The 15084-nt window shown below is 56.3% G+C and carries 16 protein-coding genes; 14 read left to right on the plus strand and 2 right to left on the minus strand.

Going from position 1 to position 15084, the window contains the following annotated elements:
- Positions 1 to 25 precede the first annotated feature (25 nt).
- The 3 genes from ABA45_RS16565 to ABA45_RS16575 are packed head-to-tail and all read left to right on the plus strand — an operon-like array spanning position 26 to position 2549.
- Positions 26 to 1102 carry an aminoglycoside phosphotransferase family protein gene (locus tag ABA45_RS16565; RefSeq protein WP_048387996.1) on the plus strand — a complete coding sequence of 359 codons (1077 nt, stop codon included), beginning with the start codon at positions 26 to 28 and terminating at the stop codon, positions 1100 to 1102.
- A complete protein-coding gene (gene murU / locus ABA45_RS16570; RefSeq protein ID WP_048387998.1) occupies positions 1099 to 1803 on the plus strand; it encodes an N-acetylmuramate alpha-1-phosphate uridylyltransferase MurU in 705 nt (234 codons plus the stop codon). The genes ABA45_RS16565 and murU overlap by 4 nt, the downstream gene beginning before the upstream one ends.
- Positions 1800 to 2549, plus strand: a complete 750-nt coding sequence (locus ABA45_RS16575; protein ID WP_048387999.1) for a co-chaperone DjlA — start codon at positions 1800 to 1802, stop codon at positions 2547 to 2549. The genes murU and ABA45_RS16575 overlap by 4 nt, the downstream gene beginning before the upstream one ends.
- A 50-nt stretch (positions 2550 to 2599) precedes the next feature.
- Here the strand turns inward: ABA45_RS16575 and ABA45_RS16580 are convergent, their stop codons facing one another.
- Positions 2600 to 3631 (minus strand): DUF3530 family protein, encoded by a 1032-nt coding sequence (locus ABA45_RS16580; protein ID WP_227506068.1) that lies wholly within the window; start codon positions 3629 to 3631, stop codon positions 2600 to 2602.
- A gap of 232 nt (positions 3632 to 3863) precedes the next feature.
- On the opposite strand from ABA45_RS16580, the gene rpe reads away from it, so the two are divergent.
- The 7 genes from rpe (at position 3864) to ABA45_RS16615 (ending at position 10545) form a co-directional block, all read left to right on the plus strand.
- Positions 3864 to 4550 (plus strand): ribulose-phosphate 3-epimerase, encoded by a 687-nt coding sequence (gene rpe, locus ABA45_RS16585; protein ID WP_014872812.1) that lies wholly within the window; start codon positions 3864 to 3866, stop codon positions 4548 to 4550.
- A gap of 12 nt (positions 4551 to 4562) precedes the next feature.
- Positions 4563 to 5252, plus strand: coding sequence for a phosphoglycolate phosphatase (locus tag ABA45_RS16590; RefSeq protein ID WP_048388003.1), 690 nt, complete (start codon positions 4563 to 4565; stop codon positions 5250 to 5252).
- A 26-nt stretch (positions 5253 to 5278) separates the two neighbouring features.
- Positions 5279 to 6766 (plus strand): anthranilate synthase component I, encoded by a 1488-nt coding sequence (gene trpE / locus ABA45_RS16595; RefSeq protein WP_048388005.1) that lies wholly within the window; start codon positions 5279 to 5281, stop codon positions 6764 to 6766.
- Positions 6767 to 6781: 15 nt separating this feature from the next.
- Positions 6782 to 7372 carry an aminodeoxychorismate/anthranilate synthase component II gene (locus ABA45_RS16600; protein WP_048388008.1) on the plus strand — a complete coding sequence of 197 codons (591 nt, stop codon included), beginning with the start codon at positions 6782 to 6784 and terminating at the stop codon, positions 7370 to 7372.
- Positions 7373 to 7376: 4 nt separating this feature from the next.
- On the plus strand, positions 7377 to 8405 hold the full coding sequence (gene trpD / locus ABA45_RS16605; RefSeq protein ID WP_048388010.1) for an anthranilate phosphoribosyltransferase: 1029 nt from the start codon (positions 7377 to 7379) through the stop codon (positions 8403 to 8405).
- Positions 8406 to 8448: 43 nt separating this feature from the next.
- Positions 8449 to 9258, plus strand: coding sequence for an indole-3-glycerol phosphate synthase TrpC (gene trpC / locus ABA45_RS16610; protein WP_048388012.1), 810 nt, complete (start codon positions 8449 to 8451; stop codon positions 9256 to 9258).
- Between the two features lie 147 nt (positions 9259 to 9405).
- Positions 9406 to 10545, plus strand: coding sequence for a GGDEF domain-containing protein (locus ABA45_RS16615; protein WP_048388014.1), 1140 nt, complete (start codon positions 9406 to 9408; stop codon positions 10543 to 10545).
- 5 nt (positions 10546 to 10550) lie between these two features.
- On the opposite strand, the gene ABA45_RS16620 is transcribed toward ABA45_RS16615, so the two are convergent.
- On the minus strand, positions 10551 to 11171 hold the full coding sequence (locus ABA45_RS16620; RefSeq protein ID WP_084708377.1) for a glutathione S-transferase family protein: 621 nt from the start codon (positions 11169 to 11171) through the stop codon (positions 10551 to 10553).
- A gap of 142 nt (positions 11172 to 11313) precedes the next feature.
- Here ABA45_RS16620 and ABA45_RS16625 point away from each other — a divergent pair, with 142 nt between their 5' ends.
- The 4 genes from ABA45_RS16625 (at position 11314) to modC (ending at position 15053) form a co-directional block, all read left to right on the plus strand.
- Positions 11314 to 12174 (plus strand): substrate-binding periplasmic protein, encoded by an 861-nt coding sequence (locus tag ABA45_RS16625; protein WP_048388017.1) that lies wholly within the window; start codon positions 11314 to 11316, stop codon positions 12172 to 12174.
- A gap of 330 nt (positions 12175 to 12504) precedes the next feature.
- Positions 12505 to 13272: a molybdate ABC transporter substrate-binding protein gene (gene modA, locus ABA45_RS16630; RefSeq protein WP_048388020.1), complete on the plus strand. Its 768-nt coding sequence runs from the start codon at positions 12505 to 12507 to the stop codon at positions 13270 to 13272.
- A gap of 21 nt (positions 13273 to 13293) precedes the next feature.
- Complete coding sequence (gene modB, locus ABA45_RS16635) at positions 13294 to 13974, plus strand: molybdate ABC transporter permease subunit (protein WP_048388022.1); 681 nt, start codon at positions 13294 to 13296, stop codon at positions 13972 to 13974.
- Positions 13971 to 15053, plus strand: a complete 1083-nt coding sequence (gene modC, locus ABA45_RS16640) for a molybdenum ABC transporter ATP-binding protein (protein ID WP_048388024.1) — start codon at positions 13971 to 13973, stop codon at positions 15051 to 15053. The genes modB and modC overlap by 4 nt, the downstream gene beginning before the upstream one ends.
- Positions 15054 to 15084 lie beyond the last annotated feature (31 nt).

Genomic DNA, 15084 nt, shown 5'->3' on the forward strand with positions numbered 1-15084 from the left:
TACCCTTTAAGGAAACCCGCGCGCCATGGACCACCGTCTGCAACTGCTGACCCGCTGGGTCAGTCAATTCCCCGGCTTTGCAAACACCGTCGTGGCGCCTGTAGCCGGCGATGCCAGTTTCAGGCGTTATTTTCGAGTATGGCGCAGCGCTGATTGGCGAGAGGCGCGGGGGGTGGCAAGGGCACACGGAGCGCAAGTCAATCAGGCGTTTATTGTGATGGACGCACCACCCGAGCACGAAGACTGCCTGCCTTTTGTTACCCTAGCTCAACATTGGCGTAGTCAGGGCGTTAAAGTGCCCGCCATTGTGCAGCAAGATCTGGCCCAGGGCCTTCTTCTGATCGAGGATTTTGGCGATTGCCTGTTGCTGGGTCAGCTCAACACGGCTAACACAGACAAACTTTACGGCAACGCACTGGCAGAACTCCTGCGCATTCAACAACTGCCCAACAACCCTGACGATCCGCTGGCGCCCTATAGCAACGATTTACTGGATAGGGAAATGGCACTGTTCCGCGACTGGCTGCTACAGCGCCAACTAGGGCTAGAGCTGAACGACAGCGATCTTGCCATGCTGAGCAACACATTTACCCTGTTACGGGAAAGTGCCAGTGCACAGCCAACGGTGCCAGTTCACCGTGACTACCACTCCCGCAATCTGCTGGTAACGGGCGGCGACGATCGCCCCGGCGTCATTGATTTTCAAGATGCGGTCATGGGGCCTGTCACCTATGACTTGGTATCACTACTGAAGGACTGCTACGTGCAATGGCCTGACGAGCGAGTTCAGAACTGGATGGAAAGCTATCGCCAGAGCAGCCTGAGCGCCGGCTTGCACAGCGCTGATGCTGCCACCTTCCGCCAATGGTTCGAACTGATGGGCATGCAACGCCACCTGAAAGCCGCGGGTATTTTTGCCCGCCTGGCGCTGCGCGATGGCAAGCCGGACTACCTCAATGACATTCCCCGCACCCTTGGGTATCTGTCCAGTGCGAGCGGCCGCCAGCCGGCTTTGCGCCCCTTCCATGACTGGTTGTTGAACACTGTGGTGCCGGCGGTAGAAGTCACTTTGGGCCCAGTGCCCGGCGCGCACCAGCCATGAAAGCCATGATTCTGGCCGCGGGCAAAGGCGAGCGCATGCGTCCTCTGACCCTGCACACACCAAAACCACTGCTGCAAGCCGGCGGCCAACCGCTGATTCACTACCATCTGCAGCGCCTTGCGCGCAGCGGTTTTAACGACGTTATTATCAACTTGGCCTGGCTGGGCGAGCAGATTGCAAAGGCGTTGGGCAAGGGCGACGCCTTTGGCTTGAAGCTGAGTTATTCGCGCGAAGGCGAACCGCTGGAAACCGCCGGTGGCATTGTCCGCGCACTGCCCATGCTGACCGACGCCGGCGACGACTGGTTCGTGGTGATTAACGGCGACATCTGGTGCGACTTCGATTTGCGCGGGTTAAAACCACCCGGCAATGCCGACGCGTTGCTGGTTCTCACCGACAACCCCGCACACAACCCGAAAGGGGACTTTGCACTAAAGCCAGATGGCCGTATCAGCTGTAATGAAACCTTGCCCAAGCTTACATTTACCGGCGTTAGCCTGCTTAACCGCCGTCTGTTTACAGGGTTAACAGACCAATCCGGCAAACTCGGGCCATTATTGCAGCAAGCCGCCGCGGCAAACCGAGTGAAAGGCGTTTATCATGACGGTCAATGGCTGGACGTAGGTACACCGGAACGCCTCAGCTGGCTTGACCAGCAACTGCGCGCGCCAAGTTCTCGAGGGTTTCGAGGTTTCCGATGATAAAAAGACGCCCGGCATCACGGCGACTCGATAACGCCCTGCGCTATCTCCTTCCGCGACTTACACATTGCCAGAATCAGGCTGCAGAACTGCTTAAGCAGCAGCGGCTGCCACTTTTTGGTCAGCGCTATCTGTTCTTTTTCCTCGGCTATATTGCCAAGGCAGAAGGCACAATCGGTAAGGCAGACATTCACTACGCCGAGGCGCTGATGGCCGCATTAAGCCTGAATCAGCGCCAGCGTAAACGCGCCGTTCACTGGTTCACTCAAGGCAAAACCAGGGGTCAACTTGGGCCGTTGAGGGCTTGGTGGCTAACCATGGTTACGCCCCTATTGGCACAGCGGGCTGTGATGTTGGCCATTTGCCTGTGCCACAGCGCACAACTGCATGGCCGGCCATCACAGGCGCGACGTTACCGCTGTGAAGACGCCATAGTGCAGAGTGGCCTGCCGGTAGGCGTAAGCGATGACATCTTAGACCATTACGCCGCCCAGACGTGGCCGCCAGCGACGACCCTACCCCCAGCACCGAAAAGCTACCAAGACGCCTGCGAGATTCTGGGCATTACTCGCCACGATTCTCTACAAGAGGCCAAACGTATTTGGCGCCGCAAAGTTTCTTCAATACATCCGGACAAACTCGCCCAGCAACAACTTACCCACACCGAACTGGCGGCTGCAAAAGAACGCCTGCTGCGCTATCAGCAAGCCTGGGAGTTCATTAAACAACGCCACAAGCCATCGTAGTGCTGATGCCTTAGCTCGTTCGGCCGCAGCGCTTCACGCCAAGCAATCTGCTAATCCATAGCCGGCTTGTTGTCCGCTTTTATCCACGCCGCCAGGCGGCTGGCCAAAGCGTCACCTTGCTGCGCTTGCACCGGCTCTTGCACCATTACTCGCTGGCGCTGGTACTGCGCAACCCCAACCTGGTTCATAACGGTCGTGCGCTGCATTGCGCTCTGCGACCGGTTACCCCGCGCAGCCTGCACATCTAGCACACGTAAGCGGGGAGTTTCGGTAAAACGTTCTGCCAACACGTCAAGGTCACGAGGATAAAACTTGGGCAATAGCCAAACCAAACCTGCGCTGCCGGCCAATTCTGGCAGCGCAGTGGCAAAATTGGCGCCCCGGCCAACGCCCACAATCACCACTTTCGGGTAACCTTCGCGTTTCAGATAGCCAACGGCCGCTCGTAACTGCGCAGCCACTTCCTGGCGATACTGCACCTCCGCCTCAGACAATTCGGTACCCGCCATTACGTCAATCAGCATAGGGTCTGGATCTGGGTTTGAGGACGTTTCAGCAACCCCGGCCGCCACCGGCTGGGGTTGCTGGCCTTCATCTGCAGTTGACACAGCAGGCGATACTTCAGATAGCGGCAGTTCGCGCTCCATCACCTGTTTCAACCCACCCGTCGGCGCCCTCAGGCCTAGCGTAAGAGCTGCCAGCCCCCTGTCAGCCAGGCTTCCGGCAAAGGCGGTCACAAATCCTTCACCTGCGTTATGGCCTTCATCTGCCAATACCACAACACCAATGGTTGCTGCATTTTTCAGTGGTGTGAAAACCAGCGACAGCACAGAAGTTGGCGTGCCGTCGGCGCCATCGACCTCTAGCCACAACGCAGACTGAGGCCACTGCTGCTGCAGTGCCATGGTGCCCTGGCCGGTTACCACGCTGGCCCGTTGTGGCCTGTCGCCAGCTAGCTGCGCCGCTTTGTCGTCGGGATTAGAATTTGGCTCCGCTACCTCATCAGCAGCGGCGACATCATCACCGGTCTGAACCGCAGCGGCAGGCTCATCTTGCGCCTGAGTCAAAGACGGAGCAGACATGACCAACAACCCGGTAAATGACAACAGTATTGCCTGAAGCCTGAAACTGCACCCAACGGACCGCAGGCCGGCGTTCAACAACAAACTTTTATCCATCACTTACATTGCCACCCATTGCGCTATCTCGCTGCGAAAAACTCTTGTGAACTGATAGACTAGCAGTCGCAGCCGTGCCCAGCACCAACCATACCGAAATGCCGGAACCGTTCCGGCCGACAGCCAGAGGCGAACCATGAATCCGTACCTGATCGCACCCTCCATCCTTTCTGCCGATTTTGCCCGTTTGGGCGAGGAAGTGGACAACGTATTGGCCGCCGGTGCCGACGTGGTGCATTTTGATGTTATGGACAATCATTACGTGCCCAACCTGACCATCGGCCCAATGGTCTGCGAGGCACTGCGCAAACACGGCGTTACCGCGCCCATTGACGTACATCTTATGGTGTCTCCAGTGGACGACCTGATTCGCAAGTTCATAGATGCAGGCGCCAGCTATATTACTTTCCACCCGGAAGCGTCCCAGCACGTTGACCGTTCTTTGCAGCTGATCCGCGATGGCGGCTGCAAAGCCGGGCTGGTGTTTAATCCTGCAACGTCGCTCCAGTACATGGACTATGTGATGGACAAGCTCGACATGGTTCTGATGATGTCGGTAAACCCTGGTTTTGGCGGCCAGAAGTTCATCCCCGGCACCCTGGATAAACTGCGCGAAGCGCGTAAGCGTATAGACGCCAGCGATTACAATATCCGCCTTGAAATAGATGGCGGAGTTAAAACAGGCAATATTCGCGAAATTGCCGAAGCGGGTGCCGATACTTTTGTTGCCGGTTCAGCCATTTTCAATACCGATGATTACAAGGCCACCATTGACGCCATACGCGCCGAACTTGAACACGCCAGTAAAACTCTGGGCTTTTGAACGGAACCTGCCATGACTCTGAAAGGTCTTTTTAACACACACTGGCCAGCCGCCGCCCTGTTTGATCTGGATGGCACCCTGGTTGATAGCGCGCTGGACTTGGCCGCTGCCGTTGACCAAACCCTGGAACGGCTGGATCGCCCACCTGCCGGCATTGATCAGGTGCACCAGTGGGTAGGCCACGGCGCCGCCATTCTGATCCGCCGCGCGCTGGCAGGAAAAGCCGACTGGCAGCCAGCTAATGCTGCCGATGAAGCCCTATTCGAGGAGGCTATGACGCTGTTCTTTCAGCACTATGAAATAGCCAACGGCCAGCATGCCAAGGTGTACTCAGGCGTATTGGAATGCCTGAATCGATTGCAGCAAATGAACTGCCCGATGGCAATCGTCACCAACAAACCCGAGCAGTTTGTTGCACCCCTGTTAAAGCAGCTGAAACTCGACGGTTATTTCCAGCTGATCATAGGGGGCGACACTCTGGCCAGTAAAAAGCCCAATCCGGAACCTTTGCTGTACGCCATGGAAAAACTAAACGGCCGGCCAGCCACGACGGTAATGGTCGGCGACTCGGCCGCTGATGTGCAAGCAGCCAAAGCCGCGGGCATTTCGTGCGTGGCCGTTACTTACGGCTACAACTTTGGCAACCCCGTGCAGGCGCTGGGAGCCAATGCCGTGGTTGATTCCCTGAGCGAGCTTTTATAACCTCGCAGAATATAGGAAGCCCGATCATGACCCCCGAAAATTTCCGCGAGCTGGCACAAGCCGGCTACAACCGTATCCCCGTGTACCGTGAAGTACTGGCGGATATGGACACCCCGTTAAGCACCTATCTAAAACTGGCTAGCGGGCCCTATTCCTACCTGTTTGAATCCGTTCAGGGTGGAGAAAAATGGGGCCGTTATTCGATCATCGGCCTGCCCAGCCAGGAAGTGCTGAAAGTCTTCGATCACCGTATCGAAATCCGTCGCCATGGCGAGCTGGTAGAAAGCAGCGAAGTAAAAGACCCACTGGCCTTCATCGCCAGCTATCAGGAACGTTTCCACGCCCCTGATCTGGTTGAACTGCCGCGTTTCAACGGTGGCTTGGTGGGCTATTTTGGCTACGATACCGTTCGCTACATTGAAAAGCGTTTGGCCAGCAGCTGCCCGCCAGACCGCATTGGCACACCGGACATCCTGCTAATGGTGTCTAACGAACTGGTGGTGTTCGACAACCTGCGCGGCAAACTGCATCTGATTGTTCACGTAAACCCGGCCAACGAAGGCGCCTTTGAACAGGCCCAGAAGCGCCTGGATCAACTGGAAAAGCAGTTACGCCAAAACACCGCTCAAACACCAAAAACCCCGGCTCATCTGCGCGGCAAAACCGTGGATGAAAGCGAGTTCGTGTCCGGCTTCAGCCAAGAAAAATTCGAAGCCGCCGTGGACACCATCAAGGACTACGTACTGGATGGCGACGTGATGCAAACCGTCATTTCCCAACGCATGTCGATTCCGTTTGAGGCGCCGCCGCTGAATCTGTACCGCTCGCTGCGAATAATGAATCCCTCGCCGTACATGTACTTTCTGGACCTGGACGATTTTCACATTGTGGGTTCGTCACCGGAAATTCTGGCGCGAATGGAAGACCGCGAAGTGACCGTGCGGCCCATCGCCGGCACCCGCAAACGCGGCGCGACCGAAGCTGAAGACCGCGCCCTGGAAGCCGAACTGCTGGCTGACCCAAAAGAAATTGCCGAGCACCTGATGCTGATTGACTTGGGCCGCAACGACGCGGGCCGGGTATCGGAAACCGGCACCGTAAGACTGACCGAGAAAATGGCGGTTGAGCGCTACTCCCATGTAATGCACATCGTATCGAACGTCACCGGCCAGGTAAAAGACGGCATCAGCTGCCTTGATGTCCTAAAAGCCACTCTGCCTGCCGGCACATTAAGCGGCGCACCAAAAACCCGTGCCATGGAAATCATTGACGAGCTGGAGCCGGTCAAACGCGGCGTGTATGGCGGCGCCGTGGGCTATTTGTCGTTCAACGGCAATATGGACACCGCCATCGCCATCCGCACCGCGGTGATCAAAGACAACACCCTGCACATACAGGCCGGCGCCGGTATAGTCGCAGATTCTGTACCACGCCTGGAATGGAAAGAAACCATGAACAAAGGCCGCGCCATTTTCCGCGCCGTCGCCATGACCTACAACGACTTTGACCACTAAGGCGAGGGACAAATTATGCTTTTAATGATCGACAACTATGACTCCTTCACCTACAACGTGGTGCAGTACCTGGCCGAGCTGGGCGCCGATGTGCAGGTGCATCGCAACGACGAAATCACCGTGAAGCAGATTGAAGCGCTAAACCCGGAACGGCTGGTGATTTCCCCCGGCCCCTGTACCCCCAGCGAAGCCGGCATCTCTATGGACGTTATCCGTCATTTCGCCGGCAAAATTCCCATATTGGGCATCTGCCTTGGCCACCAGGCTATCGGCCAGGTGTTCGGCGGCCAAGTGATTCGGGCCGGCCGAGTCATGCACGGCAAAGTGTCTCCGGTTTACCATCACAGCAAAGGCGTATTCCGCGGCCTGAACAACCCGCTGCAGGCCACCCGCTACCACAGCCTGGTGATTGAACAGGGCACCCTGCCGGAGTGCCTGGACGTGACCGCCTGGACTCGCAACAACGACGGCAGCGTGGAAGAAATCATGGGTGTGCGCCACAAAACCCTGGCCGTGGAAGGCGTCCAGTTTCACCCTGAATCCATCATGAGTGAACAGGGCCACGAACTGCTGCGCAATTTCCTGCGAACCGAACAAAAAGGCTGACGTAATGGATATGAAAGACGCACTGAACCGGATCGCTGAAAGTCTCGACATGTCCCGTGACGAAATGAAACAGGTGATGCGCATTGTCATGAACGGCGAAGCCACCAACGCCCAGATTGGCGCTCTGCTGATGGGCCTGCGCATAAAGAGCGAAACCGTGGATGAAATTACCGGCGCGGTAGAAGTCATGCGCGAACTGGTGTCCGCTGTAAACGTTAACGCCGAACCGTTGGTCGACATAGTTGGCACCGGCGGCGACGGCGCCAACCTGTTCAACGTCTCTTCCGCGGCCGCCTTTGTCGTGGCTGCAGCCGGCGGCTTTGTAGCCAAACACGGCAACCGTGCGGTGTCTTCAAAAAGTGGCAGCGCCGATCTCATCGAACAGGCCGGAATCAACCTGAATTTAACACCGGAACAGGTCGCCCGCTGCGTTGAACAGGTCGGCGTTGGCTTTATGTTCGCCCCGGCCCACCACGGCGCCATGAAACACGCCATAGGCCCGCGCAAAGAGCTGGGCTGCCGCACTCTGTTTAACATCCTCGGCCCGATGACCAACCCCGCCGGTGTAAAACGCCAGTTGGTGGGTGTTTTCAGCAAAACTCTGTGCCGCCCCATGGCCGAAGTGCTGCAAAAACTCGGCTCTGAACACATCATGGTGGTGGCCTCAAAAGACGGCCTGGACGAAATCAGCCTGGCCAGCAGCACCCACGTGGCCGAGCTTAAAAACGGTGAAATCTTTGAATATGAAATAACGCCGGAAGACCTGGGCATAAAAAGCCAAACCCTGTCTGGTTTGACCGTCAATACCGCCGAAGAATCCTTGACCCTGATCAAAGCCGCCTTTGGCCGCGACCGCAACGAAAGCGCTGAGAAAGCCCGCGACATGATCGCCCTGAACGCCGGCGCTGCGATTTATATTGCGGGTCTGGCAGCCACCGCTAAAGAAGGCGTACAGCTGGCCCTGGACGCCCTCGGCTCCGGTCGGGCCAAGGGTAAGCTGAGCGAACTGGCGACGTTCTCCCAGTGCTTTTGAGCAACATGAACAGCAGATCAGCGCAAATACGGAAGCAAAAAAAATGAACACACAGAACGACAAAACCCCCACCATCCTGCGCAAAATCGTCGACAGGAAATGGCAGGAAATTGAACAGCGCCAGCGCACCTCCAGCCTGGCGGACCTAAAAGCACGCGCCGGCGACCAACCCGGCACCCGCGGCTTTGCCAAAGCTCTGCGCCAGCGCATAGAAGCCTCAAAACCTGCGGTTATTGCCGAAATTAAAAAAGCGTCGCCCAGCAAAGGCATACTGCGCGACCCCTTCGAGCCGGCGCAGGTCGCCGAAAGCTATGAAAAAGGCGGCGCTACTTGCCTATCCGTACTCACCGACCACGACTTCTTCCAGGGCCACGAAGACTTCATGGTGGCCGCCCGCAACGCCTGCAGCCTACCCGTTATCCGTAAAGATTTTATGGTATCGCCCTACCAGATCTATGAATCCCGCAGCATTGGTGCCGATTGCATACTGCTTATTGCGGCCTGCCTGACCAGAGGCCAGATGCAGGAACTCGAAGGCATTGCCTACGAAACAGGCCTCGACGTGCTGGTAGAAGTTCACAATAGCGAAGAATTGGACGACGCCCTCACCCTCAGCACCCCGCTTGTAGGCATCAACAACCGCGACCTGCACAGCTTTGAGGTATCACTGGAAACCACCTTTAACCTGCACCAGCTGATTGGTCCCGAGCGACTCGTCATCACCGAAAGCGGGATTATGACCCGCACCGACGTCGAAACCATGACCGGCCGCGGCATTTATGGTTTTCTAATCGGCGAGTCATTCATGCGCGCCCCTGACCCGGGAGCCAAGCTGCAGGAACTGTTTGCATAATCTTTTTCACAGTGTTCGCTAACGCAGCGTATTTAACGAATACAGTTCAACCACAATTTAATGGTTGAGGTTGTAACCGGCAGACATTTGGTTAACTATCATAAATATATATACGCCAGTGAACGCTGTTCACAAGGATGAACTGTCGTGATCTTTCACCGCACGTCCATACCTCCGAAGTGGCAATCCACTTATGAAGACTTCCTGTGCCAGGTTGAGAAACAGATCGCACTGGTCGCCGGTTGGTTAATAACAGTCATTCTCGTGATTTATCAGGTTAACCAAAATCAGCGGGGCATCGACGGCAATATTCACATCATCGAAACCTTGCTGCGGGCGCCGGTAATGCTGGTGGCTCTGTTTACGTTGTTTGTCCACTACACGAAAAAGCCCCAGGTAGACCCGGGCTTGTTGCTGCGCGTTATCGCGCTATCGGTGATGGGCCTGTCACTGTCGCTGTTTGTAGCCCACGCACTTTACAGCCCTGATACTTTGTACCAGATGTCCAATGTCTTGATGATCGGTTTTTTTGGTGTGTCCATGCTCTCGGTTCGCGGTCTGGAGCAGTGGTGGACGTTGTTTGTACTCCCGTTGATGCTGTTCTTTGCTGCCCTTGTCATTGTAGATCTGGAATTCAAACAGCTTCTACCGTTTCTGTTTGACCCGTTGGTGATGATTTTTGTGGGCATGGTGGTCAGCTGTTCCCTCAGCCAGCTGCGGCGCTCCGAGTTTCTAACCCGGCAACAGCTCAAAAGCCTGGCGTTGACCGATCAGCTAACCGGACTGCTCAACCGCCACGCTATTCATACATCACTTGAGCAATTGGTCACTCGTTATGCCCGCCACGGGCATCCGTTCAGCCTGATATTGGGTGATCTGGACAAATTCAAGCGGGTTAACGACAGCTACGGCCATAATGTGGGCGATGAAGTACTGATCGAAACCGCAAACCGCCTGCAAGATCATGTGCGTGCCGGCGACATCGTGTGCCGCTGGGGAGGTGAGGAGCTGCTTGTGGTTTTGCCAGACACCGAACTGGACAGTGCCCTGGCGGTCGCAGAAAAGCTGCGCTGCGCTGTAGGGGAAACGCCTATGACAGCCGCCGGGCACAGCATCAAGCAAACCATCAGCTTCGGGGTCACCTGCTACCACGACGGCGAGCACATCGACACCACTATAATGCGCGCCGACAGTGCTCTATACCTGGCCAAGGAGGGCGGTCGCAACCGCGCGGCGAGTGTCGAACCCGGCGCTGGCGCCCCGGACTCAATACCGGCTACTTTATAGCAAGCCTAAACCTTCGCCGAAGGTCGTGACTTGATGCGGTCAAACCAGGCCTGCAGGTTCTGGTGTTCTGCCGCGATACGAATATTCACCACCCGCGCAAAGGCAACGGTGGCAAACGCATTGATATCCGCAGCCGTAAAACGATCGCAGCAAATGAAGTCTTTACCTGCCAAGTGCTCATCCAGAAAAGCCATGAACGAAACCACTGCCTTGCCACAGTCTTCGCCCCATTCTTGAATCGGATTCATGCGATCACTGAAATAACCGCTGGTGTGCTGGAAGCACATGCCCGTGGGCATAAAAAAGTAAAAATCTATCCAGCGCAGCCACTGCTCAATCCGTGTTTTCTCCAACGCCGTGTCACCCAATAATGTGGGCGAATCGGGGTAGCTTTCTTCAAAATAACGGCAAATCGCCATCGTTTCGGCCACCGCCGTGCCATCGCCCAATTCCATTACCGGCACTTTCTTGAACGGATTACGGGCGGCAAATTCGGGCGTCAGGTTTTCGCCTTTTTGCAGATCAATTTCGACAAATTCAGCGACGTCCAGCAGGCCCTTTTCCGCCATGAACATACGCACACGCCGTGGGTTGGGTGCGGTTTTTGTTTCGTAGATTTTTATCATTGAGGCGGACTCCAAAATATAATAACGTTGCTAATAACCTGTAAACGTTGGCGGGACGCTACGACTTCGTCAAGCGTAGTCGAATAACGACAGCAAGCCAAACACACGCTAGAAACAAAATTCGCATCTTGGCCCAGCTGATATGAACAGTCGACCCCGGCCCCACGATCCCTATCTCCCCTTGCTGGCATTTTTGCTGTTATTCATGGCGGTTGCCCAGTCTTCAAATGCGGATGAGCTGACCCCTCTGCCCGGTCAGGTCGTGCTCGCCGCAGATCCCTGGTGCCCCCACAACTGCGAGGCCGGTTCAACCGTAGAAGGGTATATGGTGGACATTCTCCGCCAGGCCTTCGCTCTTCAGGATATATCCGTAAACTACGTCAATATGAGCTGGGAGCGGGCTTTGCAACAGGCGCGGAGCCACCGTGTGGATGGCATTATTGGGGTTTTTGCCGGCGACGCCAGCGATTTTTTATTCCCGGAAGAAGCACTGGGCTACTCGGAAACAATGTTTTTTGCTCACCCAGACAGCCACTGGACGTATGAGGGCCTGAAATCACTGGAAAACCGGACATTGCTGGTCATTTCCGATTATTTTTACGCTCCGGGCATCTCTCAGTATATTAATAACAACCGCCACCAGCAGGATCTTGTTTGGGAACTTTCGGGAGAGCAGCCCCTAACCCGGGCCATTACGCTGATTGGTCAAAAGCGCGCCAACCTGTTGTTTGAAGATCGCCAAGTGATGGCCTGGACCCTGCGTAAAAGGCCTGACCTGCCAAAACTTCGAAGTTCTGGCAACATATACGCTGCGCCCGTTTATGCCGCCTTTGCGCCGGCTCATCCCCATGCGCAGGCGCTGGCTCGAATTCTCAGCGATGGCGTGCGCCACCTGCGGGCCACAGGTGAACTCAAGCGTATTTATCAGAGCTATGGCTTGGGTGCAGACGGGAAAGCGCGGATGGTTTCGCCCGCAGGGGCGCCCAACAATAGCTCGCCGTGATCACCAAAGCGCGCTTGGTTTACATTCATAAGCAGCGTCACAAAGTAGTCTTCCTAACTCATCAACGCGGGCGGACAAACCATTCGAGTAGTAGATGCCGATATGCGAGTTGTCGACAAGGTCTCTGCCTCCCAAATCCTCCACAACCCATTTGCCACCCTGCAGCAAGCCGTCCGTTGTGACACGCTCTTAATTGGCGTCCGGCGTGTTGGTGCAAGCGCTTCGAAAAAGCGTCGAACTGTCATGCTCAACGAACGGCACCACCGGGCCCGCGTGAGCCAAACCCGATGCGCAGCTTGTTTTATCCACCAGAATACAGAGACTCACTGCATGTTTACCTTTAATCGCCTGATTTCACGCTTCATTGCCGCTGCACTGCTGTTTTTTATGGCCAGCCTGGCCGGTGCTGAACCTTTACGCATTGCGGTTGCCGCTAACTTTACTGACACCACCCGTGACCTTATTGCCTTGTTTGAAGAAACCACCGGTCACTCAGTTGCCGCCAGTTATGGTTCCACCGGTAAGCTCTTCGCCCAAATAGAAAACGGCGCGCCCTTTGACGTGTTTCAGGCCGCAGACAGTGCGCGCCCAGAAATGCTCGAAAACAGCGGCAGCGCCGTTAGCGGTAGCCGTTTTACCTACGCCCGCGGCAAACTGGCGCTATGGAGCCCGGAGACCAACGTGTTCAGCGACCCCGCAAGCTGGCTGGCCAGCGCTGACTTCAAACGACTGGCCATCGCCAATCCGAAAACCGCGCCTTATGGACTGGCCGCGCAGCAGGTGTTAAAAAACCTGAGCCTGTGGGATGCCCTGCAACCGCGTCTGGTGCGCGGTGACTCAATCGCACAAACCTTTCAGTTTGTGGCCACCAGCAATGCCCAGGCAGGCTTTGTGGCGCTGTCTCAGGTGAATGCCTGGCAAAACAGTAATGGCACACTGTGGGTGGTACCTCAACAGATGTACGCACCCATCGACCAGCAAGCGGTTTTGCTTAGTCATGGCAAAGACAAACCTGTTGCCCGCCAATGGCTGGATTTTTTACGCAGCCCGCAGGCGCTGAACCTTATGAAAGACGACGGTTACGACATTGCCGACTGACGCAAACACAGGCCCGTAACGATGATGGAAACTTACTGGGAGCCAGTGTGGCTGACCCTGAAACTGGCGACCATGACCACCTTGATACTGGCGGTGGTGGGCACGCCCATTGCCTGGTGGCTGGCCCGCAGCCAACACTGGCTACGCCAGCCGATCGCTGCTGTGGTGGCACTACCGCTGGTACTGCCGCCTACCGTTCTGGGGTTCTATTTATTGCTGCTGTTGGGCCCTAAAGGCGTTGTAGGGCAACTTACCGAACAGCTGGGCCTTGGGCTACTGCCGTTCACTTTTGAGGGTTTGGTGGTAGCGTCTGTGATTTCCTCACTGCCGTTTACAGTGCAACCCCTGCAAAACGCCTTTATCGGCATAAACAATCAGCTTCTGGAAGTGGCCGCTACGCTACGAGCTTCGCCCATGGACCGATTCATCACCGTGGTGATACCACTGGCCCGCCCGGGATTTTTGACCGCCGCCGTACTCACCTTTGCCCACACTATTGGCGAATTTGGCGTGATACTGATGATTGGCGGCAATATCCCGGGGGAAACCAAAGTGTTATCAGTGGCCATTTACGACCACGTTGAAGCCATCGAATACACCCAGGCCCACTGGCTCGCCGGCGGTATGGTGGTGTTCTCGTTTGTGGTGTTGGTGGCGCTGTATTCGCTGAATGGCCGCGTGCACTCGGGGATGATGAAATGAGCGCAAATAATACGATATTTGCGCGCTTTCACTGCCACATTGGTGACTTTACGCTGAAGGTGAATCTGAATTTGCCGGGCAGCGGATTAACGGCGCTGTTCGGGCACTCTGGCTGCGGTAAAACCACCCTGTTACGCTGCATTGCCGGGCTGCAACCGGCCAGTGGCGAATTAGTGGTGAACGGTGACACCTGGCACAACGCCCATGAAAGTCGCCCCGTGCATCAGCGCCCGCTGGCTTACGTGTTCCAGGAGACTTCGTTATTTCCGCATTTATCGGTAGAACGCAACCTGAACTACGGTTACCGCCGGGTGCCCGTTAACCAGCGCCGGATTCAGTTTGATCAGGCGGTGGAATGGCTGGGGCTGGCGTGCCTGCTTAAGCGTATGCCGCAAAAGCTGTCAGGCGGTGAACGCCAACGGGTGGCTATCGCCCGCGCCCTGCTGACTAGCCCGCAGTTGTTGCTGATGGACGAGCCATTGTCGGCTCTGGACCAGGCCAGCAAGCGGGAAATCCTGCCCTACCTGGAACGCCTGCGAGACACCCTCGCTATTCCAATTTTGTACGTCTCCCACTCAGTGGCGGAAGTCGCCAGGCTGGCGGATCACGTTGTTATGCTGAACCAGGGGCAGGTAACGGCCAGTGGGTCTCTACAACAGACCCTGGCGCGCACCGATCAACCCTTTGGTTTGGAAGAGAGCGCAGCCATTATTCTGCCGGCCCGTATTACCACTCAAGATACCCAGTGGCATCTGAGCCTGGCGGAATTTGACGGCGGCCAACTGTGGCTTCCCAGCGAGCCGCGCATCCCGGTCGGCAGCGATGTGCGGGTTCAGGTACTGGCAAGGGATGTCAGCCTGGCGCTCAGCGCCAACCATGACCAGAGCATCCAAAATCTGATCCACGGCCGAATCGATGAAATTGCAGAAGAGATAAGCCCGGGCACGTCGCTGGTGCGGGTGCTGGCAGGCAAGACGCCATTTCTGGCGCGTTTGACCACCCGCTCCGTACACACTCTGGGACTATCCCCGGGCAAGCCCGTATGGCTGCAGATAAAAGCGGCGGCTCTGGCTGACTGATCCGCCCGATTGGCCAACATTAGAGCCAAGG

It is taken from the genome of Marinobacter psychrophilus (genome assembly GCF_001043175.1).
Classification (GTDB): Bacteria; Pseudomonadota; Gammaproteobacteria; order Pseudomonadales; family Oleiphilaceae; genus Marinobacter; species Marinobacter psychrophilus.

Bases quoted from the DNA above. Each gene is read 5' to 3' on its own strand.
- modC (WP_048388024.1), top strand. From the start codon at position 13,971: ATGAGCGCAAATAATACGATATTTGCGCGCTTTCACTGCCACATTGGT.
- rpe (WP_014872812.1), top strand. From the start codon at position 3,864: ATGAATCCGTACCTGATCGCACCCTCCATCCTTTCTGCCGATTTTGCC.
- ABA45_RS16575 (WP_048387999.1), top strand. From the start codon at position 1,800: ATGATAAAAAGACGCCCGGCATCACGGCGACTCGATAACGCCCTGCGC.
- modA (WP_048388020.1), top strand. From the start codon at position 12,505: ATGTTTACCTTTAATCGCCTGATTTCACGCTTCATTGCCGCTGCACTG.
- ABA45_RS16625 (WP_048388017.1), top strand. From the start codon at position 11,314: ATGAACAGTCGACCCCGGCCCCACGATCCCTATCTCCCCTTGCTGGCA.
- modB (WP_048388022.1), top strand. From the start codon at position 13,294: ATGATGGAAACTTACTGGGAGCCAGTGTGGCTGACCCTGAAACTGGCG.
- ABA45_RS16590 (WP_048388003.1), top strand. From the start codon at position 4,563: ATGACTCTGAAAGGTCTTTTTAACACACACTGGCCAGCCGCCGCCCTG.
- trpD (WP_048388010.1), top strand. From the start codon at position 7,377: ATGGATATGAAAGACGCACTGAACCGGATCGCTGAAAGTCTCGACATG.
- trpE (WP_048388005.1), top strand. From the start codon at position 5,279: ATGACCCCCGAAAATTTCCGCGAGCTGGCACAAGCCGGCTACAACCGT.
- ABA45_RS16600 (WP_048388008.1), top strand. From the start codon at position 6,782: ATGCTTTTAATGATCGACAACTATGACTCCTTCACCTACAACGTGGTG.
- ABA45_RS16580 (WP_227506068.1), bottom strand. From the start codon at position 3,631: ATGTCTGCTCCGTCTTTGACTCAGGCGCAAGATGAGCCTGCCGCTGCG.
- ABA45_RS16565 (WP_048387996.1), top strand. From the start codon at position 26: ATGGACCACCGTCTGCAACTGCTGACCCGCTGGGTCAGTCAATTCCCC.
- ABA45_RS16620 (WP_084708377.1), bottom strand. From the start codon at position 11,171: ATGATAAAAATCTACGAAACAAAAACCGCACCCAACCCACGGCGTGTG.
- trpC (WP_048388012.1), top strand. From the start codon at position 8,449: ATGAACACACAGAACGACAAAACCCCCACCATCCTGCGCAAAATCGTC.
- murU (WP_048387998.1), top strand. From the start codon at position 1,099: ATGAAAGCCATGATTCTGGCCGCGGGCAAAGGCGAGCGCATGCGTCCT.